Source organism: Rhodococcus sp. 06-235-1A (genome assembly GCF_002258785.1).
Lineage (GTDB): Bacteria > Actinomycetota > Actinomycetes > Mycobacteriales > Mycobacteriaceae > Rhodococcoides.
The window spans coordinates 162,779-186,504 of the sequence record NZ_NOYI01000009.1; the positions used below are offsets into that span (position 1 = coordinate 162,779).

At 65.1% G+C, this 23,726-nt stretch carries 18 protein-coding genes and 1 tRNA gene; 13 read left to right on the top strand and 6 right to left on the bottom strand.

Going from position 1 to position 23,726, the window contains the following annotated elements; translation table 11 throughout:
• Positions 1-28: 28 nt before the first annotated feature.
• From CH275_RS07615 to CH275_RS07630, 4 genes are all read left to right on the top strand, one after another.
• A complete protein-coding gene (locus CH275_RS07615) occupies positions 29-925 on the top strand; it encodes an alpha/beta fold hydrolase (RefSeq protein WP_179276033.1) in 897 nt (298 codons plus the stop codon).
• Between the two features lie 100 nt (positions 926-1,025).
• Positions 1,026-2,030 carry a beta-ketoacyl-ACP synthase III gene (locus CH275_RS07620; RefSeq protein ID WP_094676723.1) on the top strand — a complete coding sequence of 335 codons (1,005 nt, stop codon included), beginning with the start codon at positions 1,026-1,028 and terminating at the stop codon, positions 2,028-2,030.
• 183 nt (positions 2,031-2,213) lie between these two features.
• Complete coding sequence (locus CH275_RS07625) at positions 2,214-2,615, top strand: PPOX class F420-dependent oxidoreductase (RefSeq protein ID WP_094676725.1); 402 nt, start codon at positions 2,214-2,216, stop codon at positions 2,613-2,615.
• A gap of 50 nt (positions 2,616-2,665) precedes the next feature.
• On the top strand, positions 2,666-3,139 hold the full coding sequence (locus CH275_RS07630; protein WP_094676727.1) for a DUF4190 domain-containing protein: 474 nt from the start codon (positions 2,666-2,668) through the stop codon (positions 3,137-3,139).
• Here CH275_RS07630 and CH275_RS07635 read toward each other — a convergent pair.
• Positions 3,125-4,354 carry an MFS transporter gene (locus tag CH275_RS07635; protein WP_094676729.1) on the bottom strand — a complete coding sequence of 410 codons (1,230 nt, stop codon included), beginning with the start codon at positions 4,352-4,354 and terminating at the stop codon, positions 3,125-3,127. The genes CH275_RS07630 and CH275_RS07635 overlap by 15 nt on opposite strands.
• Before the next feature lie 82 nt (positions 4,355-4,436).
• On the opposite strand from CH275_RS07635, the gene CH275_RS07640 reads away from it, so the two are divergent.
• The 3 genes from CH275_RS07640 to CH275_RS07650 all read left to right on the top strand — a co-directional run bounded on the left by CH275_RS07640 (position 4,437) and on the right by CH275_RS07650 (position 7,563).
• Entirely contained in the window at positions 4,437-5,348 is a 912-nt protein-coding gene (locus tag CH275_RS07640; RefSeq protein ID WP_256990909.1) for a LysR family transcriptional regulator, read from the top strand.
• A 4-nt stretch (positions 5,349-5,352) separates the two neighbouring features.
• The gene (locus tag CH275_RS07645) at positions 5,353-5,967 is read left to right on the top strand and encodes a histidine phosphatase family protein (RefSeq protein ID WP_094676731.1); all 615 of its coding nucleotides are present in this window, start codon (positions 5,353-5,355) and stop codon (positions 5,965-5,967) included.
• A gap of 87 nt (positions 5,968-6,054) precedes the next feature.
• Entirely contained in the window at positions 6,055-7,563 is a 1,509-nt protein-coding gene (locus CH275_RS07650; RefSeq protein WP_094677305.1) for a phage infection protein, read from the top strand.
• Here CH275_RS07650 and CH275_RS07655 read toward each other — a convergent pair.
• A complete protein-coding gene (locus tag CH275_RS07655) occupies positions 7,498-7,794 on the bottom strand; it encodes a putative quinol monooxygenase (protein WP_094676733.1) in 297 nt (98 codons plus the stop codon). The genes CH275_RS07650 and CH275_RS07655 overlap by 66 nt on opposite strands.
• A gap of 99 nt (positions 7,795-7,893) precedes the next feature.
• On the opposite strand from CH275_RS07655, the gene CH275_RS07660 reads away from it, so the two are divergent.
• Complete coding sequence (locus tag CH275_RS07660; protein ID WP_094676735.1) at positions 7,894-9,420, top strand: MFS transporter; 1,527 nt, start codon at positions 7,894-7,896, stop codon at positions 9,418-9,420.
• Here the strand turns inward: CH275_RS07660 and CH275_RS07665 are convergent.
• The 4 genes from CH275_RS07665 to CH275_RS07680 form a co-directional block, all read right to left on the bottom strand.
• Positions 9,399-10,304, bottom strand: a complete 906-nt coding sequence (locus CH275_RS07665) for a cutinase family protein (RefSeq protein WP_094676737.1) — start codon at positions 10,302-10,304, stop codon at positions 9,399-9,401. The two genes, CH275_RS07660 and CH275_RS07665, sit on opposite strands and share 22 nt — an antisense overlap.
• A 208-nt stretch (positions 10,305-10,512) precedes the next feature.
• On the bottom strand, positions 10,513-11,964 hold the full coding sequence (locus CH275_RS07670; protein ID WP_094616198.1) for a glutamate synthase subunit beta: 1,452 nt from the start codon (positions 11,962-11,964) through the stop codon (positions 10,513-10,515).
• The gene (gene gltB, locus CH275_RS07675) at positions 11,957-16,546 is read right to left on the bottom strand and encodes a glutamate synthase large subunit (RefSeq protein ID WP_094676739.1); all 4,590 of its coding nucleotides are present in this window, start codon (positions 16,544-16,546) and stop codon (positions 11,957-11,959) included. The genes CH275_RS07670 and gltB overlap by 8 nt, the downstream gene beginning before the upstream one ends.
• A gap of 421 nt (positions 16,547-16,967) precedes the next feature.
• Positions 16,968-17,053, bottom strand: a tRNA-Leu gene (locus CH275_RS07680).
• 207 nt (positions 17,054-17,260) lie between these two features.
• On the opposite strand from CH275_RS07680, the gene CH275_RS07685 reads away from it, so the two are divergent.
• From CH275_RS07685 to CH275_RS07705, 5 genes are all read left to right on the top strand, one after another.
• Entirely contained in the window at positions 17,261-18,721 is a 1,461-nt protein-coding gene (locus CH275_RS07685; protein ID WP_094676741.1) for a DUF3662 and FHA domain-containing protein, read from the top strand.
• Positions 18,722-18,889: 168 nt separating this feature from the next.
• Positions 18,890-19,354 carry an FHA domain-containing protein FhaB/FipA gene (locus tag CH275_RS07690; RefSeq protein ID WP_094676743.1) on the top strand — a complete coding sequence of 155 codons (465 nt, stop codon included), beginning with the start codon at positions 18,890-18,892 and terminating at the stop codon, positions 19,352-19,354.
• Positions 19,351-20,790, top strand: coding sequence for a PP2C family protein-serine/threonine phosphatase (locus CH275_RS07695; protein WP_094676745.1), 1,440 nt, complete (start codon positions 19,351-19,353; stop codon positions 20,788-20,790). The genes CH275_RS07690 and CH275_RS07695 overlap by 4 nt, the downstream gene beginning before the upstream one ends.
• Entirely contained in the window at positions 20,787-22,244 is a 1,458-nt protein-coding gene (locus CH275_RS07700; RefSeq protein WP_094676747.1) for an FtsW/RodA/SpoVE family cell cycle protein, read from the top strand. Before CH275_RS07695 ends, CH275_RS07700 begins: the two co-directional genes overlap by 4 nt.
• Positions 22,241-23,725 (top strand): peptidoglycan D,D-transpeptidase FtsI family protein, encoded by a 1,485-nt coding sequence (locus tag CH275_RS07705; protein WP_094676749.1) that lies wholly within the window; start codon positions 22,241-22,243, stop codon positions 23,723-23,725. The genes CH275_RS07700 and CH275_RS07705 overlap by 4 nt, the downstream gene beginning before the upstream one ends.
• The last annotated feature ends 1 nt before the right edge of the window (position 23,726 follow it).

Genomic DNA, 23,726 nt, shown 5'->3' on the forward strand with positions numbered 1-23,726 from the left:
GCGTCACGCATATCGCCCTGGAGACGACATGGACCTCGAAGCCCGAACCGAGCCAGCAGCGTTGTTTCCCGTGAAACATCCGCCTGGGCAGTTCGTCGAGGTCGACGGCCAGCGCCTCCACATTCTCGTGCGCGGCTCGGGCCCCACGATCGTCCTGTGCGGCGGATTGGGCAGCAATTGGTTCGACTGGCAGGACACGGTGAACATTCTCGGCGCCGAGCACCGCGTCGTCGTCATCGACCGGCCCGGCTTCGGACTCAGCGATCCATTGCCTGCCGGTGCCACCCCTACCGTCCGGGGCGAAGCCGACCGCATCATCGGTGTCCTCGATGCACTCGGTGCCACGGAACCGGCGGTGGTCGCCGGTCACTCGATCGCCGGCTTCTACGCCGAAGCCGTCGCCCGGCTGTACCCGTCGCGCATCCGTGGGGTTCTGCTCCTCGATTCCAGCGCCGAATCCGACCCTCGACGCATCATCCCGGCCGCCGTGCGCGTCGAAGCTGCACACGTGATCGCCACGGTGCTCAGCAGAACCGGTCTGCAAAAACTGGTCGGACCGCGTGCGCGCCGAGTTCTCAACCAGGCGACCCCGCCCGACGGCACGCCGCAGGAGACATTCGACTGGGTGGATGACATCTATCGCCGGCCCACCTATCTTGCCGCCGCGTTGATGGAAGACGTCGTGTACCCGGATCTCGCCGCCGAACTGAACCGCATTCGTCAGAGATTCGAGCTCGACGTCCCCGTTACCGTCGCGGCGGCACATACCGGCCGGCCGTCGCCCTGGGCAACACGGTGGATCCGAACCCAGCGCAAGCTGGCCGAGTACCTGCAGGCCGATTTCACCGTTGTCGTACCGGCGCACCACCACGCCATGATCGACAAACCCGCCGAGGTCGCGGCCCTCATCGCCGAACTGGTGTGAACCGCTCGAGGCGACGCACGTAACGTGTGTCCCCGAGCCCGTAGCCCAAGACCCGAGCCGAAGCTCGGCGATGGCGCGGTAGCACGAGAGGAAATTGAAGATGGGTGCGATCAGCACGACGCAGGGACGACAGTCGAAACTACTCGGACTCGGCGTTCACCGCCCCGAACGAGTCGTGACCAACGACGAGATCTGCGAATTCATCGACTCCAGTGACGAGTGGATTCAGACGCGCTCGGGAATCAAGAACCGGCGCTTCGCCGATCCCGAGGAAAACGTCGTACAGATGTCGATCTCGGCAGGCCGCAAAGCCCTCGAGGCCAGCGGAATCACGGCCGATCAGGTCGACACCGTCATCGTGGCCACCTCCACGCATCTCGAGCTGACACCACAGGCAGCAGCGAAGGTCGCGCACGGACTCGGCACCAAGGGGCCCGCCGCATTCGACATCTGCGCCGGCTGCGCAGGCTTCTGCTACTCCCTGGCCGTCGCATCCGACCTCGTCAAGGCCGGAACTTCCAAGTACGTCCTGGTCATCGGTGCCGAGCAGCTCAGCGTCACCACCGACCCATACGACCGCACCACGCGCTTCATCTTCGCCGACGGCGCAGGTGCCGTGGTCGTCGGACAGAGCGACGAAACCGAAATCGGACCTGCCGTCTGGGGCTCGGACGGTTCGCAGTCCGACGCCATCGTCCAGACCATCGACTGGTACGACTACATCACCAAGGCCGACATGGAACGCCCCTGGATCCGGATGAACGGCATCTCCGTTTTCCGCTGGGCCGCATTCGAGATGGGCAAGGCAGCACAGAAGGTACTCGACGTCGCAGGCATCAAAGCCGACGAACTGCACGCCTTCATCCCCCATCAGGCCAACAGCCGCATCACCGAACTACTGGCCAAGAGCCTCAACCTCGACGAGGGAACCCCGGTCGCCAACGACATCGCCGAAACCGGCAACACCTCGGCAGCCTCGATCCCCTTGGCCATGGAAGAACTCCTACGAACCGGCAAAGCAAAAGCAGGCGACACCGCACTGCTCCTCGCCTTCGGTGCAGGACTGTCCTACGCCGGACAGGTCGTCAAACTCCCGAACCTGTAGTCGGCAGTACCTCGCGGGCGCACTCGACGTCCGATCGCGCCCGGATCCCCCAGTGCACTCGATGTGACATTCAGTGGCCTTTTCGGCAGTCAATGGCACATCGAGTGGACTCGGGGGCGGACTCAGGGAGGCGCTGTGGCGGAATGTGGGACCAAGGCGACGGTCGAGTCGTAGTGTTGTCCTATGCCGAAGCCCCCGTTGCCCGATGCCGCAGTCGAGTTGTTGAAGAAGCCGAATCCCGCGGTCATGGCTGTGGTTCGTGCCGATGGAACGCCGATCACCGCGCCCACCTGGTATTTGTGGGAGGACGGGAAGATCGTGCTCAATTTCGACGCGTCCCGGAAGCGACTCGAGCACATCAGGGCGAATCCGAAGGTCTCGATTTCGGTGTTGGACGAGGCCAGTTGGTACACGCACGTGACGGTTCACGGCTCGATCGAGTTGCAGGACGATCCGGATCTGGTGGATATCGATCGCATTTCGACGCACTACACCGGGAACCCGTATCCGGTTCGGGATCAGCCTCGGGTGACCGGTTACGTGACCGTCGACGCGTATGTGGGCTGGGGCAAGCTCGGGACATAACCACTGCGTGCGCGCTTGCGGCGACGGTGTCGAAGTGTCAAACTCCCGCAATGGTGAATCCGCAGGGCGAGGGCAGCGATCCGTTCGACGCATCCAACAAGGATCAGCCGTACCCGGGCCAGCAGCAGTACCCCCAGTACCAGAACCCGCAGTACCAGAACCCGCAGTACCAGAACCCTGAGTACCAAAATCCCCAGTACCAGAATCCTCAGTACCCCAACCCCCAGTACGGGAACGCGCCGTATGCGGGCGGGTATCGGGCACCCGCGTCCACCAACACTCTGGCGATAGTCTCGCTCGTGTTGGCAATTCTGGGTCTGACGTTCATTCCCTTGCTTGCATCCGTCTGCGCCGTGGTCTGCGGCCACATATCGCGCGGTCAGATCAAGCGCACCGGCGAGGGCGGATCCGGGTTCGCTACGGCAGGCCTGGTGGTCGGGTACGTATCGATCGCGCTGTTCGTCATCGTAGTGGGGGCCATCATTCTGTTCGCGGTGGCGGCGTCGACCTCATCGACCTACTGAGACTGGCCGCGCCAGCCGCCCGCCCAGGCACGCAGCCCAGATTCCTGCGACGACGGCCAACGCAATGACGAACAGCGCCAACGCATTCCATCCCAGGGACTGGAAGACGACACCGCCGAGCCAGCCGACGATGGACGACCCACCGTAGTAGAACAGGTTGTACAGCGACGTCGCCTGCGCGCGGCCGTGGACGGCGCGTTGGCCCGTCCATCCCGACGCGATGGCGTGGGCGGCAAAGAATCCCATGGTCAGGATCACCAAACCGACCAGGATCACGGCGAGGTTCGACGCCATCGTCATTGCCACTCCGACGACCATCGTCGCGGTGGATCCGGCGAGAACGACCGACCGACCGTGCTTCGTCGCCAGTTTTCCGGCCACCCGTGACGAGACGGTGCCGCTGAGGTACGCCACGAAGATCAGGCTGATCAACGATTGCGGGAGCCCGAAAGGCACGGCTTCCAAACGGAATCCGAGGAAGTTGTAGATCGCGACGAACCCGCCCATCAGCAAGAAACCCTGGCCGTAGAGCGCCAGCATCCCCGGTTCCCGAAGGTTGACCCACAGCCGACCCGGTAGGTCGCGAATCTCGCTGTGCGCAAGCGTCATTCGCGGCTTCGGTGCCAGCCACACGAACAGGGCGGCAGCCAGCGCGGCGATGACCGACACGGTCAACGTGCCGATCCGCCAGTTGGTGTACTCCGCCACGGGGCCGGCGACGATGCGGCCCAACAATCCGCCCAGCGTCGTGCCCGATACATAGGTGGCGGCGGCCAGTGCGGTATGACTGCGGTGCACTTCCTCACTCAGGTACGCAATCGCGATGGCCGGAAGTCCGCCCAGCGCAGCACCTTCGAAGAATCGAACGACCAGCAGCACCTCGAGCGAGGGTGAGAGCGGAACCAGCAGACCCAGCGTCGTCGCAACGAGGATCGAGGCCGTCATCGCCCGCACTCGGCCGACGCGATCGGCCGCCACCGACCAGGGGATCACCGACACCGCAACACCGACTGTCGCGAGACCGACGGCAAGCGAGGACTGCGACGGCGTGATGTCGAGGTTGGCAGCGATGAGCGGCAGGATGCCCTGTACCGAGTACAGCTGAGCGAACGTCGCGACTCCGGCGAACAGCAACGCCAGCACGAGACGACGGTATTCACGTGATCCCTTGGGATGGCCCTCCCAACCGAGGACCTCGGGCTGCGTCGTAGTCATGCAGATGACGTTAGAAGTGCTCACGGTATTCGTCCAATGCATGAGAGGAAGCAAACCGATGCGACAGCGATATGATTCAAAAATGCGTCGCGAAGCGATCGAGCTGCTGCCGTTGCTGCCGACTCTCGTCGCGGTGGCCGACACCGAGCACATCACCGACGCCGCTCACGTCCTGGGCGTTCCACAACCCACGGTCAGCCGTCAGGTCGCACGCGCGTCGGCCATTCTCGGCGTCGACATCGTAGAACGACGCGGCCGCGGCATCGTGCTCACCAGCGCCGGACGGGTGTTGATCCCCTACCTGCAGCGGGCGTTGAGCGACCTCGACGCCGGTATCGACGCCATGACCGAGCACGACGCCAGAGCAAGGGGCCGCATCGCCGTCGCATTTCAGAACACCCTCGGCGAGGACGTCGTGCCGGCGCTGATCCGCCAGTTTCGCGTCGACCACCCTGCCGTCACGTTCGATCTGGATCAGGGCGCACGAGCACGCTGCCTGGACCGACTGGCCGACGGGGCGTCCGACCTGGCGTTCGTCTCCCTCAGCGCAGAACACACCGACGCCAACTCGTTCCAGCTGTACGACGAGCGACTGATGCTGGTGGTTCCGGCCGATCATCGGCTGGCCTCTCGCAGGTCGGTCGATCTGGCCGACACGGCCGACGAGAACTACATCGCGATGGGCCACGGCTTCGGGATGCGATCGATCTGCGACGAATTGTGGGCGGACGCCGGCTTCAGCCCTCGCATCGCCTTCGAGGGTCAGGACACCCACACGGTGCGCGGGCTGGTGGGGGCCGGCCTCGGCATCGCCATACTGCCGAGAATCCGCGCGCACGGCGGTGAGGGCGGAACCGTCGACATCGGGCTCACCCAGCCCGCGGCGCGTCGACGCATCGGCATGGTGTGGGAGCCGCGAACCGACACACCCCGTCAGGTCGCGGCCTTTCGGTCGATGGTGCAACGCAGCGGCCGAACACTCGTGATTAGGTGAGTCGATGCAACTGGTTCTGGTGCGTCACGCCCTCCCGCAACGATCGGAGACCTCGGCCGATCCCGCTCTCGCCGAACTCGGCGTCGAACAGTCCCAGCGTGTGCCGGGTGCCGTGGCGCGGTTCCCGATTTCGCGAGTCGTCTCGAGTTCGCAGCTGCGGGCGGTCCAGACTGCGCAACCGTTGGCCGATCGGCTCGGTCTGACCGTCGAACCCGACGACCGCCTGACCGAATACGACCGCGATTTCGGTGGTTACATTCCCATCGAGTCGGCCAAGACCGAGTTCCGTGAGGCATTCGATCGCATCAAGGCAGGACATCTTCCCGAACAGGTCGACGAGCACGCCTTCCGGGAGCGCGTGTTGGCCGGGGTAGCCGACATCGTGTCGACCAGCGCACACACCGACACCGTCGTTCTCTTCGCCCACGGCGGCGTCGTGAACATACTTCTGCAAGACATTCTGCAGACCCCGAAAGTCCTGGGGTTTCCGATCGACTACTGCTCGGTGACGCGCGTACTGTTCTCGCGGAGCGGATCGAGGTCGGTGTCCTCGGTGAACGAAACCGAGCACGTATGGGACCTGCTACCCCGCAACCGACAATCCACAGAGACCTCTTAAAGTCCCAGCTCAGCGGCATCGAATGTGGCATCTGCGACCACTCGTTGGTCGGTCGCTCTGCCGGCGGCAGTTAGCCTCGGAGTCATCATGGGTGAATTGCGTATCTTCCGACGTCCTGCCGTTGCTCTCACTGCACTGGCGTTTCCTCTGGTCGCAGTGGGTGCTTTCGCACTCGGCACCGGGTACGACCTCGGCGGCGAATCCGCCACCGACACGACCACCGTCGTCGCCGACGCACAGCAGGCACCGACGTCCGAGCCTGCGTCGGCAGATCCCTTGGCCGCGGCCCGGAGCAGCCTCAACAGCGCGTCGCTGCCCATCACGTTTCTCTCCAGCGGCATCGGTCAGCTGACAGACGGCGGAACGCAGCTCAACGACGGCGTCGGGCAGCTCGCCGACGGCATCACCCAGGCGCACGACGGAACCATCCAGCTGGCCGACGGATTCGGACAGTACCGCGACGGTATCGGCCAGCTCGGTGACGGCGCGTCGCAGATCAGCGGTGGCGTCGACCAGGTGGTCGACCAGCTCACCGGATTCGGGGCGCTGCAGGCCGACTTCACCGCCAAACTCGCTGCCACCGCGGACCAGGTCGATCGCTTCCCGCATCCGGGATCCGACGCCATCTCCGGCGAGATCCGCGGGGTCATCGACACTCTGAACACCCAGGCTTTCGGACCCGACACCCTCGCTCAGCTACAGACCCTCAAGGGTGGTGCGCAGCAGCTGTCCTCCGAGCTCAACGATCCGAACAGTCAGTTCCTCGGCGCCACCGCACAGCTCGGTGACGCCACTGTGCAGCTGCGGGACGGACTCGGCCAACTCGACGACGGTGGCCAGCAGCTCAAGGCCGGCACCGATCAGCTCGTGACGTCGGTCAAGCCGGTCGAGGGGATCGTCAACGGCATCGCCACCAACGTGCGCGACGCCTCCGCGGCACTCCCGCAGGGAACCGCGGCCGCCACCGACGACGCCACCTCGGACCAGAACATCGCCGCCACGTCGTCGAGCACCGGAACCGGTGCCACGCCGTATCTGATCGCCGCCCTGGTCGCGCTCGGAGCTCTCGGCTGCGTCAGCCTCGTTCGCGTGTTGGGTAGGGACAGCAAGCCGCGCTGGATCGCCGTCGGAGCTGCAGTCGCGGCAGTGGGCGTAAGCGCCGCAGTCGCGTTCGCGTTCGCCACCGACGCCGCCGTCGGGCCGGTGCTCGGAGCGGGTGCATTCCTGATCGTCTCCGCCGCGGCCTACCTCGCCGCCGCGGGAGCGATTCAACGCGTGCTCGGTGCCGTGGTCGGTCAGATCGTCAACATCGCCGCCCTCGCGGTCCAGGTCGTCGTCTGCGGCTTCGCGTACGCGTCGACAGCATCGATCTGGGGTGACCTCGCTGCCTTCATGCCCATGAGCTACACCGCCGCCGGAGCCCGCATCATCGCGTCGGGCGAGATGAGTGGGACCGGCTGGCTCGCGATCGGAGCCACGGTGGCACTGCTGGTCGTCTCGGCGCTCGTGTACGTCAGCGCGCGGGGTGACTCAGCCGACGGGCCGGAGCGGATGGATGGCGGGCGCAGCCGCGAGATGGGCACCGAACTCGCTTAACGCCTGCTGCAGGTGCGGGGTCTGCATGTGACCGTCGAGGTCCTCCTGCGACTTCCACAACTCGATGGTGATGAAGGTCCCCGGCTCGACCGCCGACTCGAACAGCTCGTAGGAGATGTTTCCGTCTTCTTTCCGAGATTCGGCAACCAGGGCCGACAGCCCGTCGCGGACTGCGTCGACAGCGTCGGGCTTGGCGATGATCGTCGCGACGACCTTCAGATCGTTGGTCATGACGTGATGTTTCCTTCGTTCGGCGAGAGACATGTTTCTCCACCGAACGTACTCCCGATCCCCCTAAGCTGAGGTGTCCATTCGGGAAGGGAAACCACAGTGAGCCAGACGGCATCCGAGCAACGCGCCACGGGTAAGGATTGGCTCGGCCTCGCAGTGCTGGTGGTGCCGATTCTGGTCGTGTCGATGGACATGTCGGTGCTGTATCTGGCCCTGCCGTTCATGACGGCCGATCTCGAACCCACCAGCAATCAGTCGTTGTGGATTCTCGACATCTACGGGTTTCTGCTGGCCGGCCTCCTGATCACGATGGGCTCTCTGGGTGATCGCATCGGCAGACGCACGCTGCTGATGATCGGTGCCGTCGTGTTCGGAGCGGCGTCTCTGGCCGCGACGTTCTCCACCTCCCCCGAGATGCTGCTCGCGGCTCGTGCTTTGCTGGGAATCGGCGGAGCCACCATTGCGCCGAGCACTTTGTCCTTGATACGCAACATGTTTCACGACCCCGCTCAGCGAAAGGAAGCCATCGGCCTGTGGACTGCCGGCTTTGCCGGCGGAGCAGCCGTTGGCCCCGTCATCGGCGGTGTTCTGCTCGAACACTTCTGGTGGGGCTCGGTGTTCCTGATCAACATTCCGATCATGGTGGTGCTGTTCGTCGCCGCCCCGTTGCTGGTCCCCGAGTTCAAGGACTCCGACCCCGGCAAGTTCGATCCGATCAGCGTGATCCTCGCGATCTCGTCGATGCTCTCGATCGTCTTCGCCATCAAACACGGTGCGCAGGAGGGGATCGACACGGCAACGATCGTCACCGCCCTCGTCGGACTGGCGCTCGGTGCCGTGTTCGTCATCCGGCAACGGAAGGCCGCGAATCCACTGATCGACGTGACGCTGTTCGCTGAACGAGCCTTCAGTGCAGCCGTCGTGGTGCAGTTCCTGGTCATCTTCGCCATGACCGGCTTCAGCCTGTTCGCCGCGCAGTACCTTCAGCTGGTCGTCGGGCTCGGACCCCTCGAGGCCGGACTGTGGTTGTTGATTCCCGCAGCGGCCGCAGCGGCCGGTGCGGTGTTGGCACCGACGATGAGCAAAGTGATCCACACGGGCACCATCATTGCCTGCGGCCTGGCGTTCATCGGATTCGGTTGTGTGGCAATGGTTTTTGTCACCAGCGACTCGGGCCTACCATTGCTCCTCACCGGCATGGCTCTGCTGACGTTCGGTATCGGCGCCGCGTCGACTCTCAACTCCGATATCGTCCTCACCGCCGCCGCACCCGAGAAGGCCGGGGCCGCATCGGCATTGTCGGAGACCGGAGCCGAATTGGGCGGGGCCGTCGGCATCGCGATCCTCGGCACGATCGGCAGCACCGTCTACCGACACCGCATGGACGACGTCATCCCCGCGGGCACCCCTGCCGAGATAGCCGACCCCGCACGGGAGACCATCGGCGGTGCAATCGCCGTGGCGGACTACCTACCGGAGCCGTTCGCCTCGCAACTGACCACCGTCGCGAACTCGTCCTTCATCGACGGCTTCAACCTCGCCGCCGGCTGGAGCGCCGGTCTGATGGCCGTCAGCGCTGTGGCGGTCTTCGTACTTCTGCGTCGTCAGACCGCGTCGGCGAGATAGCGTGCCAACCACCGCGTCGCGGACTGTCCGTTGTCTACGTCGTAGCTCTGGTATTCCTGGTGGATTCCCGAGCGATAGAAGGCTTCGATCTCTCGACGGCGCTGCTCGTTGGCCTGGTCGGTGAGCTGACCCTGGAGCACCGGAAGCCCGCCTGCCGCTGCGAGGTCGCCGATCAACGACTGCGCCTCCTGCGAGTACTGATCGGCCACATCGGGCGCAGGGTTGGACGACACGGCCAGGAATCCGGCGAGCCGCGCCACGTAGTCGTCCTTCGGTGTGGAGCAGTACAGATCTCCGACCGCGCAGAACGTCCGCACCACGGGGCTGACGTACCCGAATCCACCGACGCGAGGTCCACCGACCCCGGTGCCCACCACAGCAGGCCCAATCAGAGCGTCGGTGTCGGAGCGCTTCGGATCCGAGATCAAGCCCACGGCCACCACCTTGTCCGCGGGCACGACGCCGACTCCGGTGCCGATCGCCGCGGCGAGATCGCCTGCCGCGTCGGCTCCCTGGCTGTAGCCGATGATGCCGAGTTTCGTCGCACCGCAACGGTCTGCCATGGCTTTGAGCATCCCGCCCGCATTGGTGACCGCAGCTGCGCGCGACTGCCCGTACACCTCGCCCTCCCACGGGAACGCGGTGGCGGGATACGAGACGTAGTCGGTTCGAATGTCGTCGCCGAGACGGTCGGTGACGTCGGTGAGCATCCCTGGCTTCGGTGCCGCGCCCGAGCTGGTCTCCCACGTGCCCGGAATCGCCACGACGTACATCGTCGGGCAATCGGCTGGGTCGGCGACGGCGGGCGATGCCGCTCCGACGACGATTCCGGACGCAACAGCAGCTACGACGCCGACACCGGCGCAGATCTTCTTGACACTCATGGGGAGGGGGCCTCACTGGGTGATCGAACGCATCGTTATTCGATACCGACAATGCCAGGGGCCTGTGACCATCAGATGCCTACATGGTTAACGGACGTAACCGTATGGCGGATTCACGTCACCCACCCGGGGATCAATGTGAGATTCAGTCGCTCAGAGTGCAACAAAGAGACATTGATCCCCCGGGGGTGGTGCGATCGAAAACTGGCTACCGCTGCGGTGCCTGGGTGGGCACGATCGGCGACGGCAGTGCCGTTGCTCCCTGCAGGAAGGTATCGACGGCGGCCGCGCACGAGCGGCCCTCGGCGATGGCCCACACGATGAGCGACTGGCCGCGGCCCATGTCTCCGGCAACGAAGACGCCGGGGACGTTGGTGACCCATTCGTTGGTGCGCTCGACGTTGCCGCGCTGGTTGAAGTCGACACCCAGGTCGGTCAGCAGACCGCCCTTGTCGGGTCCGACGAATCCCATGGCGAGCAGAACCAGATCGGCCTCGAGGGTGAATTCGCTGCCCTCGACCTTCTCGAACTTGCCGGCCTTGAACTCGACCTCGCAGGCTTCGAGTGCGGTGACCTTGCCGTCTTCGCCGACGAAACGCTCGGTGTTGACGGAGAAGACGCGTTCGCCGCCCTCTTCGTGTGCAGACGCGACCCGGTACATCAGCGGGTACGTCGGCCACGGGGTGGACGTCGCACGCTCCTCGGGAGGACGGGCCATGATCTCGAACTGGTGGACGCTCTCGGCGCCCTGACGGTGCGAGGTACCGAGGCAGTCGGCCCCGGTGTCGCCGCCGCCGATGATGACGACCTTCTTGCCCTCGGCGCTGACGGGCGGCGCAGCGAAGTCGCCCTGCTGGACGCGGTTGGCGTGCGGCAGGAACTCCATGGCCTGGTAGATGCCGTCGAGCTCGCGGCCCTCGATCGGCAGGTCGCGCCATGCGGTGGCACCGCCGGAGAGGACGACGGCGTCGAACTGCTCGCGCAGTTCGTCGGCCGAGATGTCCACGCCCACATCGACACCGGTGCGGAAGACGGTGCCCTCGGCCTCCATCTGTGCGAGCCGACGGTCGATGTGGCGCTTCTCCATCTTGAACTCGGGGATGCCGTAGCGCAGCAATCCGCCGATGCGATCGGCTCGCTCGAACACCGTGACGGTGTGGCCGGCGCGGGTGAGCTGCTGCGCTGCAGCGAGTCCCGCGGGTCCGGAGCCGACGACGGCGACAGTCTTACCGGTCAGATGCGTCGGGTATACCGGCGTCACCCAGCCCTCTTCGAAGGCCTTGTCGATGATCTCGACCTCGACCTGCTTGATGGTGACCGGATCCTGGTTGATGCCCAGGACACACGACGCCTCGCACGGAGCCGGGCACAACCGCCCGGTGAATTCCGGGAAGTTGTTGGTGGCGTGCAGCCGATCGATGCTGTCGCGCCAACGATCCTTGAACACCAGGTCGTTCCACTCGGGGATCAGGTTCCCGAGCGGACAACCGTTGTGGCAGAACGGAATACCGCAATCCATGCACCGGCTGGCCTGGGTACGCAGAGTGTCCTTCGAGAAATCCTCGTAGACCTCTTTCCAGTCCATCAGGCGCAGGTCGACGGGCCGCCGCTTCGGTACTTCACGAACCGTGTTCTTCAGAAATCCCTGTGGGTCACCCACGAGCTGCCTCCATGATCGCTTCGTCCACGTCCGCGCCGTTCTTCTCGGCTTCGGAGATGGCCAGCAGTACCTTCTTGTAATCGCGAGGCATGACCTTCACGAAATGGTTCACCTGCTGTGACCAATCCGCGAGGATCCGCTCGGCCACCTCGGAGCCGGTCTGCTCCTGGTGACGCGTGACGATGTCGCGGAGCCAGGTGAACTCGTCACCCTCGAGCTCCTCGATGTCGACCAGCTCGGTGTTGAGGTTGGCCTCGAACGTCTTGTTCGGATCGAAGATGAACGCGACGCCACCGGACATGCCGGCACCGAAGTTACGACCCGTCGAGCCGAGGATGACGACCTTGCCGCCCGTCATGTACTCGCAACCGTGATCGCCGACGCCTTCGACGACGGCCTCCGCACCGGAGTTACGTACGGCGAATCGCTCACCGACGACACCTCGAATGAGTGCCTCACCGCTGGTGGCACCGAACAGGAAGACGTTGCCACCGATGATGTTGTCCTCGGCGACGAATCCCTCGGGCGCACTCAGCGACGGACGCAGCACGAGATGTCCACCGGACAGCCCCTTGCCGACGAAGTCGTTGGCGTCACCCTGCAGGCGGAGCGTCATTCCGGAGGGGACGAACGCACCGAAACTGTTACCGGCCGAGCCGGTGAACGTGATGTCGATCGTGTCGTCCGGCAGGCCGACGCCGCCGTACGCCTTGGTGACCTCGTGCCCGAGCATCGTGCCGACGGTGCGGTTGACGTTGGTGATCTTGGACTCGAAGACGACCTTCTCACCCTTGTCCAGCGCATTGCGGCTGGCCGCGATGAGCTGCTGGTCGAGGGCCTTGTCGAGTCCGTGATCCTGAACCCCGGTGTTGTAGAGGTTCTGGTTCATGAACGCCGACTCGACCTCTTCGAGGATCGGCGACAGATCCAGCTTCGACGCCTTCCAGTGCTCCTTGGCCGCGGTGGTGTCCAGCAAGCCCACCTGACCGACGGCCTCGTCGAGCGTGCGGAACCCGAGCTCGGCCATGAGCTCGCGGACCTCTTCGGCGATGAACATGAAGAAGTTCTCGACGAACTCGGGCTTGCCTGCAAAACGCTTACGCAGCAACGGGTTCTGTGTGGCAACGCCCACGGGACAGGTATCGAGGTGGCAGACGCGCATCATGATGCAGCCCGAGACGACGAGCGGAGCGGTGGCGAAGCCGAACTCCTCACCGCCGAGCAGTGCGGCGACCATGACGTCACGGCCGGTCTTGAGCTGACCGTCCACCTGCACGACGATGCGATCGCGAAGACCGTTGAGCAACAACGTCTGCTGGGTCTCGGCCAAGCCGAGCTCCCACGGTCCACCGGCGTGCTTGACCGACGTCAGCGGCGTCGCGCCGGTGCCGCCGTCGTGGCCCGAGATCAGCACCACGTCGGCATGTGCCTTGGACACACCGGCAGCGACCGTTCCGACACCGACCTCGGAGACCAGCTTCACGTGGATGCGGGCCTGCGGGTTGGCGTTCTTCAGGTCGTGGATCAGCTGTGCGAGATCCTCGATCGAGTAGATGTCGTGGTGCGGCGGCGGCGAGATCAGGCCGACGCCGGGCGTCGAATGCCGAACCTCGGCGACCCACGGGTACACCTTGTGCGCCGGAAGCTGGCCGCCCTCACCGGGCTTGGCTCCCTGCGCCATCTTGATCTGGATGTCGGTGCAGTTGGTCAGGTAATGCGATGTGACACCGAAGCGTCCCGACGCGACCTGCTTGACGGCCGACCGTCGCCAGTCCCCGTTCTCGTCGGGGGTGAACCGCGAGACATCCTCGCCGCCCTCACCGGAGTTGGAGCGTCCGCCGAGACGGTTCATGGCGATGGCCAGGGTCTCGTGCGCCTCGGCCGAGATGGAGCCGTAGCTCATCGCGCCCGTGGAGAACCGCTTGACGATCTCGCTGGCCGGCTCGACCTCGTCGATCGAAATGGCTTGCCGCTCTTCGGTCTTGAACCGAAACAGACCGCGCAGCGACGCGAGACGCTCGGACTGGTCGTCGACCATCTTCGTGTATTCCTTGAAGATGTCGTACTGACCGGTGCGGGTGGAGTGCTGCAGCTTGAACACGGTGTCGGGGTTGAAGAGGTGGTACTCCCCTTCACGACGCCACTGGTACTCGCCGCCGGTCTCGAGCTCTCGGTGAGCACGCTCCTGACGGTTGTCGAGGTACGCCACCGCGTGCCGTGCTGCGACGTCGTCGGCGACCTGATCGAGATCGATACCGCCGAGATGGCTGTTCAGGCCGGTGAAGTACTCGTCCACCAGCTCCTGAGACAGGCCGATGACCTGGAACAGCTGAGCACCGGTGTACGACGCGAGAGTCGAGATGCCCATCTTGGACATCACCTTCAGCACACCCTTGCCCGCGGCCTTGATGTAGTTGGAGACGGCCTTGTCGAAGTCGATGCCGGTGAGGGCACCGCGCTCGATCATGTCCTCGATCGACTCGAACGCCATGTACGGGTTGACCGCTGCTGCACCGAATCCGATGAGCAGGGCCATGTGGTGCACCTCGCGGGCGTCACCGGCCTCGATGATGAGACCGACCTTGGTGCGGGTCTTCTCGCGGACCAGGTGATGGTGCACCGCGGAGGTGAGCAGCAGTGACGGGATCGGAGCGAGCTTCTCGCTCGACTCCCGGTCGGAGAGCACGATGATCCGCGCGCCGCCCGAGATGGCAGCGGACACCTGAGCGCGGATGGCCTCCAACGACTTTCGGAGACCCTCCCCGCCCTCGGCGACCGGGTAGAGGCCGCGCACGACCACCGAACGAAGCTCTTCCTGCGTGCCCTCGTCGTTGATGTGGACGAGCTTGGCGAGATCGTCGTTGTGCAGGATCGGCTGCGGCAGCACGATCTGCTTGCAGCTCTCGGCGTTCGGATTGAGCAGATCGCCCTCGGGGCCGATGGTGCCGCCGAGGCTGGTGACGATCTCCTCGCGGATCGCGTCGAGCGGCGGGTTGGTGACCTGCGCGAAAAGCTGGGAGAAGTAGTCGAACAACATCCGCGGACGAGCCGACAGGACCGCGATCGGGGTATCGGTACCCATGGACCCGATGGCCTCGGCACCGGACTTCGCCATCGGCGAGACCAGTACGTTCAGCTCCTCGGTGGTGTAACCGAAGATCTGCTGCCGAATGAGAACGCGATCGTGCGGCATGTGCACGTGCGGACGCTCGGGCAGATCGTCGATCGAGGTCAGACCCTCGTCGAGCCACTGCTGGTACGGATGCTCGGCCGCGAGCTCGTCCTTGATCTCGTCGTCGGAGACGATCCGGCCCTGCGCGGTGTCCACCAAGAACATCCGGCCCGGCTGCAGGCGCACCTTGCGAATGACCTTGGACGGATCGATATCGAGAACACCGACCTCGGACGCCATGACGACCAGACCGTCGTCGGTGACCCAGAGCCGGCTCGGGCGCAGGCCGTTGCGGTCGAGGACCGCGCCGATGACGGTGCCGTCGGTGAAGCACACCGACGCCGGTCCGTCCCAGGGCTCCATCAGCGAGGAGTGGTACTTGTAGAACGCCCGACGCGCCGGGTCCATGGACTCGTGGCGCTCCCAGGCCTCGGGAATCATCATGAGCACGGCGTGCGGCAGGCTTCGTCCGCCGAGGTGCAGCAGCTCGAGCACCTCGTCGAAACGTGCTGTGTCACTTGCTCCGTGGGTGACCACGGGGAAGATCTTCTCGAGGGCCTCGGAGCCACCGAACACGTCGGAGGTGATGAGTGCCTCGCGGGCGCGCATCCAGTTCTCGTTACCGGTGGCGGTGTTGATCTCGCCGTTGTGGGCGACGCGTCGGAACGGATGCGCCAGCGGCCACGACGGGAACGTGTTGGTGGAGAAGCGCGAATGCACAAGTCCCAGTGCGCTTTCCACACGTTCGTCCTGCAGGTCCAGGTAGAAGCCCTTGAGCTGTGGAGTCGTCAGCATGCCCTTGTAGACGAAGGTCTGCGAGGACAGGGACGGGAAGTAGACCGTTTCGCGGCCCGGGCCGTCCTTGCCTGCACCCTCTTCGCCCAGCTCGTGCTCGACGCGCTTGCGGATGACGAACGCACGACGCTCCAGATCGAGATCGGTGACCGATGCGTCGGGGGCGGCGAGGAACAGCTGACGGAAGGTCGGCATCGCATCGCGCGCGAGGGCTCCGAGCGAGGAGTCGTCGGTGGGGACCTCACGCCAACCCAGAACCGACAGGCCCTCGCTCTCGACGATGCGCTCGACACCCTCGCAGGCACGCGCTGCGTCGCTACGGCCCTGAGGAAGGAACGCGACACCGGTTGCGTACGCACCGGGAGCGGGAAGCTCGAAATCTACGACCGCGCGAAAGAACGCGTCCGGAACCTGGATCAGAATGCCCGCACCGTCACCGGTGTTCGGTTCGGAGCCGGCAGCACCGCGGTGCTCGAGGTTGACCAGTGCAGTGATCGCCTTCTCGACGATGTCACGACTGCGGCGACCGTGCATGTCCACCACGAACGCGACACCACAGGAGTCGTGCTCGTTGACGGGATCGTAGAGGCCTTGCGGGCCCGGAGTGTGCTTCATACCTAGCCTTCGGATAAGTCCAGCCTTGAAACTCGTCGGCGACGGTGTGGTGTAACCGGCTGCTCGAACGGCCTGCGGTGCGTCCTCGCCGTTGAAGCAGCACCTGTCGATCGTCGACGCTTTCCTCTGCACGAGCGGGTGAGCTCATGGTAGAAAAGTGAGGGTCTCGACGGATCCGGCCGTGGTGAGGCCGATCCAACTACGAACGATAAGTCAGCACCTGGGTGCCCCCGCAAATAAGGTAAGCCTATTATGGGCGTTAACCTGCGAATTTACGCCATCAGGTCGTCATTTCGGACGGTGCCCGGTCGGGGATCGGCTCCGACGAATCGCGGAGGTCGAGAAGTACACGCGTGTAAGTCGATCGAAGAGGGCCGGAAATGCAAACTGGCCGCAGCGATCGAATCAGCTGCGGCCAGAGTGGTGGGCGGAGGGGGACTTGAACCCCCACGTCCATAAGGACACTGGCACCTGAAGCCAGCGCGTCTGCCATTCCGCCACCCGCCCGGGTAACGGCGAGAACACTAACACGCACCCCGCCGCGCTCGAAAATCGCGGCCCCGAGCCGTCCGAGGGTAACGGCGGCACGCGGTCCGCGTCGGCGGCACCGTATATCATGCTTGCAGCGCGACTTCGTGATGACACGCGGCTGTCGCACCCTGCGCACCTGCAGGCACCACACGGTGGAAGAACACAGTGAGAGGAGGGGTCACGATGGGCATCGTTCAGCGTTTCGAACGCAAGCTCCAGGGCGCTGTCGGCGACGTCTTCGCCCGCGTGTTCGGCGGTGGCGTCGTCCCGGCCGAAGTGGAAGCGGCGCTCCAACAGGAAGCGTCCGATCTGGTTCGGCCCCTCGACGGCGGCCACTACCTGGCACCGAACAGCTACGTGATCACCATCAACAACTCGGACCACGACGAGCTCGCCGGCGATCGGGAACTCACGGTCAAGGCGTTCTCCCGCCACCTCGACGATTACATCCGAGATCAGGGGTGGCAGACCTACGGCGACGTGGTGGTTCGCTTCGAGCCGTCGCCGTCACTTCACACCGGTCAGTTCCGAGCCAGTGGCTCGGTCGATCCCGATGTGGGACGATCGGCGACTGCTGCACGGAACACCCCCGCACAGCAGGGCGTGTCTGCCCAGCAGAACGTATCGGCCCAGCAGAACGTTTCGGCCAAGCCAGCACCCAGTCCCGTCCCTTCAGCTACGCAGAGACCGTCTGCCCCACCGATGTCGATACCAGGAGCCGGCCACATGACGCAGAACCCAGGCTACGACCCGCAGCGCGATCCCGCGGACGGTCATCGTCCCGATCCGCGCGCTCGCAACGGTTACGCCGGTGGCCAGGACCCGCGCTACGCCGGGCGTGAGCAGAACGGCTACGACGGTCAGGGCTACGCCCCTGCCGACTACGATCCCCGCTACGACCAGCAGTCGTACAACGGTCAGGGCTACGAGCAGCCCTACGGCGAGCAGGGCCAGGCCTACAGCGCCGCCGGTGGCCAGGACTACGACGCGCAGTCCTACGGTCAGGATCAGGGCTACGACGCGCAGGGTTACAACGCGCAGGGCTACGACGCCCAGGGTTACAACGCGCAAGGCTACGACGCCCAGGGTTACAACGGTCAGGGCTACGACGCCCAGGGCTACGAATACAACGGTGGCGAGCAGGATGCTGCGTACTCGCAGTCGCCCTATCAGGAGCAGGCCTACAGCGAGCAGGCCGGGCAGTACGCCGAACCACGGGCCGCCGGATATCAGCAGCCCGGATACGACTACCCGCCCGCGCAGCCGGCCTACGGCCGCGGCTACCCGCAGGGTGCAGGCGGCCGCGGTGACGGGTACGGCTACGACCAGCCCGCCGCATATTCGGGCCAGAGTCAGTCGTTGGCCGCCACGCTGCAGCTCGAAGACGGCAGTGGCCGCTACTTCCAGCTCCGGGACGGCCAGAACATCATCGGCCGCGGCCAGGACGCCCAGTTCCGGCTACCCGATACCGGTGTCTCCCGGCGGCACATCGAGATTCGCTGGGACGGCCGAGTAGCCATGCTCTCCGACCTGGGGTCCACCAACGGCACCACCGTCAACGGTGCCCCGGTTCAGGACTGGCAGTTGGCCGACGGAGACGTCATCAGGGCCGGTCACTCCGAGATTCTGGTCCGGATCGTCTGACGTTCGACGTGGGCTCGGGCGCACGTTCGACTCGCACTCTCGTCCACCCGAATGTCGTCCACACGAGCGGCTTCACCCTATGATGCTGCGAGACAACCATGTCTGCCGCGCCGCAACGTTCAGGCGTGTGGGGAGCAGGTCCGATCGCGAAGGAGGAGGTGAATCGTCGTGCAGGGATTGATTCTGCAACTGACCAGGGCAGGCTTCCTGCTCTTGCTGTGGTTCTTCGTCTGGGCCGTCATTCGCACCCTGCGCAGCGACATCTACGCGGCCGCGGGCATGCGAGTACCCGCTCGTTACTCCGGTGGATCGAAGGTCCTTCCGTCGTTCAGCAAGCAGAAGGTGGCCAAGTACCTCGTGGTGACCCAAGGCGGTCTCGCAGGAACGCGTATCTCGCTCGGCACGCAGCCTGTCCTCATCGGACGCGCGGACGACTCGACTCTCGTTCTGACAGACGACTATTCGTCGACCCGACATGCACGTCTCTCGCCGCGCGGCGGTGACTGGTACGTCGAGGATCTCGGCTCGACCAACGGCACCTACCTCGACCGCGCGAAAGTGACCACCGCCGTACGCGTCCCACTGGGAACACCGGTCCGTGTCGGCAAGACCGTGATCGAGTTGCGCCCGTGACCCTCGTCCTTCGCTACGCCGCCCGCAGTGATCGCGGTCTGGTTCGCTCCAACAACGAGGACTCCGTGTACGCCGGAGCTCGACTGCTGGCCCTGGCCGACGGTATGGGCGGTCACGCCGCCGGTGAAGTGGCGTCGCAGTTGATGATCGCCGCGCTCGCTCATCTCGACGACGACGAGCCCGGCGAGGACCTGCTGGGAAAGCTCGAAGCGGCCACCCGTGAAGGCAACGCGTCCATCGCCGATCAGGTCGAGGACGAGCCCGAGCTGGACGGCATGGGGACGACGCTGACCGCAATCCTGTTCGCGGGCAAGCGAATCGGACTGGTCCACATCGGCGACTCCCGGGCGTACATGCTGCGCGACGGTTCGCTCACCCAGATCACTCGTGACGACACGTTCGTTCAGTCACTCGTCGACGAGGGCCGTATCACCGCCGAGCAGGCACACACGCACCCACAGCGTTCGCTGATCATGCGCGCTCTCACCGGCAACGAGATCGAGCCGACGCTGACCGTTCGGGAAGTGCGTGCAGGCGACCGCTACCTGCTGTGCTCCGACGGCCTCTCGGACGTCGTCAGCGACGAGACCATCGAGAACACCATGAACGAGGGCGAAACCGGCCCGTGCGCCGATCGCCTCATCGAACTCGCACTGCGCAGCGGCGGGCCAGACAACGTCACCGTCGTCGTCGCCGACGTGATCGACCTCGACTACGGACAGAGCCACCCGATCCTCGGCGGCGCCGCCAGCACCGAGGACGAGGAGGACGCCCCTCCGCCGAACACGGCAGCAGGACGCGCCGCCGCGATGCGACCGCCCCGCACGACGCCCAAGCGCGTCACCAGCCCCGTCGTCGCGCCCGAGAAGAAGTCGCACAAGCTGCGCTGGTCGTTGATCGCCCTGACCCTGGTGGTGCTGGCGGGAATCGGTGCGCTCGTTGCCAATTCGATCATCAAGGGCAACTACTACGTCGGCGCCGACAACAGCAAGGTCACCGTTCTGCGCGGACTCCCCGGGTCGGTACTGGGCTACTCGCTGCAGAGTGTGGAACTGATCGGCTGCCTCGACGGCGACGGGGCCGTCACGCTGACCGCTCCCGGTGCTGCTCCGGCCGATTGCAATCCGTTCGAGATCGACGACCTTCTGCCCGCAGCACGCGAGCAGGTCACGGCCGGACTACCGTCGGGATCGCTGGACAACGCGCGCGGTCAGGTCGAGAGGCTCGCCTCGGGCGACCTGCTGCAGGTCTGCGAGACGGAGCCGGTCGTCACCACCACCGTCGAACCGACCCCGACGACGATCATCCCGCCACCCGGAGTGCCCTTGCCTCCGGTTGCGGAGCCCGTTCCCGAGGCCGCGCCGACCACCACCGCGGTGCCGACACCGACGGTTCCGCAGGTTCCCGGCCAGAACTGCAGGACCGGTACTCGATGAGTTCCAACGTTTCCGCGGGAGGGTCCTTTCCGAGTCCGCCCGGAGGTTTCGCTCCCGCACCGATCCAATCGAACCGTCGTGGCGTCGAGTTGCTTCTGCTCGGGGCCGCGGTCCTGATCACCACGATCTCGCTGGTGCTGGTCGAGGCCAGCCAGGAACAGACCATCACCTGGGATCTCGCGAAGTACGCGATCGCGTATCTCGCACTGATGACCGTGGCGCACCTGGCCGTGCGTCGCTTCGCGCCGTACGCCGACCCGCTGTTGCTCCCAATCGTGGCGCTGCTCAACGGACTCGGTCTTGTCCTCATCCACCGTCTCGACCTGGCCGATCAGCAGCAGGCCCAGTACCTCGGTAACCCCATTCCGTCACCCGACGCCAACCAGCAGGTGTTGTGGACGACGTTGGCGATCGCCGGCTTCGTGGCCCTACTGGTGCTGCTGCGCGACTACCGAACACTGGCTCGCTACGGCTACACCGTCGGGCTCGCCGGCCTGGTACTGCTCGCGATTCCGGCGATGTTGCCGTCGGCGTTCTCGGAGGTGAACGGCTCCAAGATCTGGATCCGGCTGCCCGGCTTCAGTATTCAGCCCGGTGAGTTCGCGAAGATTCTGCTGCTCATCTTCTTCGCTTCGCTGCTGGTCGCCAAGCGCGAGTTGTTCACTGTCGCGGGCAAGCATTTTCTCGGCATGGATTTCCCGCGGGCCCGCGATCTCGGTCCGATCCTGGTCGTCTGGATCGTCTCGGTCGGCGTACTCGTGTTCGAGAAAGACCTCGGCACATCGCTGCTGATCTTCGGAACCGTGCTGGTGATGATCTACATCGCCACCGAACGCGTCGGCTGGTTGATCATCGGGTTCGGCCTGCTGCTCGTCGGATTCCTCTTCGCCTACCAGGTGTTCGGCCACGTCAAGATCCGAACCGACACCTGGCTGCACCCGTTCGACGACTACAACGACACCGGCTATCAGATCGTCCAGTCGATGTTCAGCTTCGCCACAGGCGGATTGGCCGGCACCGGCCTCGGTAGTGGTCGCCCGTCCCAGGTTCCGTTCGCGAAAACGGACTTCATCATCGCGACCGTCGGCGAGGAACTCGGCCTCATCGGCCTGACCGCGGTGCTGATCCTGTACTTGCTGTTGATCATTCGCGGCATGCGGACCGCGCTGGCCGTCCGAGACAGCTTCGGCAAGCTGCTGGCCGCCGGCCTGTCCTTCACGGTCGCCATCCAGTTGTTCGTCGTGGTCGGCGGCGTCACCAAGCTCATTCCGCTCACCGGCCTCACCACGCCGTATCTGTCCTACGGAGGATCTTCGCTTCTCGCCAACTACCTGCTGCTCGCATTGCTGATCAAGATCTCCGACGCAGCCCGTGAGCCGGCAACGCCCAAGAAGAAGCCCACCCCTGCAGCGCCGATTGCGGACGCGCCCACCGAGATGGTGAAGCGCCCATGAACACTCCCCTACGCCGCGTCTCCATCGCCGTGATGGTCATGGTCGTCGCGTTGCTCGCCAACGCCACCTACCTCCAGGTCATCAAGGCCGACGACCTGCGCACCGATCCGAGGAACTCACGGGTGCTGCTCGACGAGTATTCGCGCCAGCGCGGTCAGATCTCGGCCGGCGGGCAGGTTCTCGCATCCTCCGTCGCCACCGACGACCGCTACAAGTACCTACGCACCTACCCGCAGAACTCCATCTCTCCGGCCAGCCCGCAGGCCAACGCCCCCATCACCGGCTACTACTCGATGCTGTACTCGAGCAACGGCCTCGAACGCGCCGAGGATCCCGTGCTGAACGGATCCGACGATCGGCTCTTCGGCGGGCGACTGTTCGACCTGATCTCCGGTCGAGATCCTCGCGGCGGCAACGTCGTCACCACCATCGACCCCGTCGTCCAGCAGGTCGCGTACGACCAGCTGACGGCCAAGGGCTACACCGGTTCGGTGGTGGCCCTCGACCCCGCCACCGGCAACATCCTCGCCATGGCCAGCACCCCCAGCTACGATCCCAACCTGCTGGCCAGCCACGACGGCAGTACCACGACGACGACGTGGGAAGACCTGAGCAACGACCCGAACAAACCGATGGTGAACCGGGCGATCTCGCAGACCTATCCCCCCGGATCCACCTTCAAGGTGATCACCACCGCCGCCGCACTCGAGTCGGGTGCAACGCCGGACAGTCAGCTCACGGCCGCGTCGAACATCACGTTGCCCGGAACCTCGACGACACTGGAGAACTACAACGGTTCGACGTGTGGCGGCGGCCAGACGGCGACGCTGCGTGAGGCGTTCGCCCGCTCGTGCAACACCGCCTTCGTCGAGCTCGGCATCGACACCGGAGTGGACAAGATGCGCGACACCGCAGCCGCCTTCGGCATCGGCGAGGACAGCACCATCCCGCTTCCCGTGGCCGACAGCACGATCGGCCCCATCGACGACGACGCGGCCCTCGGCCAGTCCAGCATCGGTCAGCGCGACGTGGCGTTGACCCCCCTGCAGGACGCGGTCATCGCCGCCACCGTTGCCAACGGCGGCGTCCGGATGGCCCCGAATCTGGTGCAACAGCTGCAGTCTCCCGACCTGTCGGACCTGTCGAGCTACCAGCCCAAGGCCATGGGAGAGGCCATCAGCGCGGACACCGCAGCCACGTTGACCGATCTGATGATCGGCTCCGAGAACAACACCAGCGGCGAGGGCAAGATCCCCGGAGTTCAGATCGCGTCGAAAACCGGTACCGCAGAACATGGTTCCGACCCGCGCAACACTCCGCCGCATGCCTGGTACATCGGATTCGCTCCGGCGAACGATCCGAAGGTCGCCATCGCCGTCATCGTCGAGGACGGCGGCGACCGTGCCCTGGCCGCAACCGGTGGATCCGTGGCCGCGCCCATCGGGCGAGCCGTCATCGCAGCCGCATTGCAGGGGAGGTGAA

Coding starts and splice junctions, on each gene's coding strand:
- CH275_RS07655 (WP_094676733.1), bottom strand. CDS start 7,794: ATGACCAACGATCTGAAGGTCGTCGCGACGATCATCGCCAAGCCCGAC.
- CH275_RS07625 (WP_094676725.1), top strand. CDS start 2,214: ATGCCGAAGCCCCCGTTGCCCGATGCCGCAGTCGAGTTGTTGAAGAAG.
- CH275_RS07630 (WP_094676727.1), top strand. CDS start 2,666: ATGGTGAATCCGCAGGGCGAGGGCAGCGATCCGTTCGACGCATCCAAC.
- CH275_RS07650 (WP_094677305.1), top strand. CDS start 6,055: ATGGGTGAATTGCGTATCTTCCGACGTCCTGCCGTTGCTCTCACTGCA.
- CH275_RS07615 (WP_179276033.1), top strand. CDS start 29: ATGGACCTCGAAGCCCGAACCGAGCCAGCAGCGTTGTTTCCCGTGAAA.
- CH275_RS07685 (WP_094676741.1), top strand. CDS start 17,261: ATGGGCATCGTTCAGCGTTTCGAACGCAAGCTCCAGGGCGCTGTCGGC.
- CH275_RS07665 (WP_094676737.1), bottom strand. CDS start 10,304: ATGAGTGTCAAGAAGATCTGCGCCGGTGTCGGCGTCGTAGCTGCTGTT.
- CH275_RS07705 (WP_094676749.1), top strand. CDS start 22,241: ATGAACACTCCCCTACGCCGCGTCTCCATCGCCGTGATGGTCATGGTC.
- CH275_RS07620 (WP_094676723.1), top strand. CDS start 1,026: ATGGGTGCGATCAGCACGACGCAGGGACGACAGTCGAAACTACTCGGA.
- CH275_RS07640 (WP_256990909.1), top strand. CDS start 4,437: ATGCGTCGCGAAGCGATCGAGCTGCTGCCGTTGCTGCCGACTCTCGTC.
- CH275_RS07700 (WP_094676747.1), top strand. CDS start 20,787: ATGAGTTCCAACGTTTCCGCGGGAGGGTCCTTTCCGAGTCCGCCCGGA.
- CH275_RS07635 (WP_094676729.1), bottom strand. CDS start 4,354: ATGACTACGACGCAGCCCGAGGTCCTCGGTTGGGAGGGCCATCCCAAG.
- gltB (WP_094676739.1), bottom strand. CDS start 16,546: ATGAAGCACACTCCGGGCCCGCAAGGCCTCTACGATCCCGTCAACGAG.
- CH275_RS07645 (WP_094676731.1), top strand. CDS start 5,353: ATGCAACTGGTTCTGGTGCGTCACGCCCTCCCGCAACGATCGGAGACC.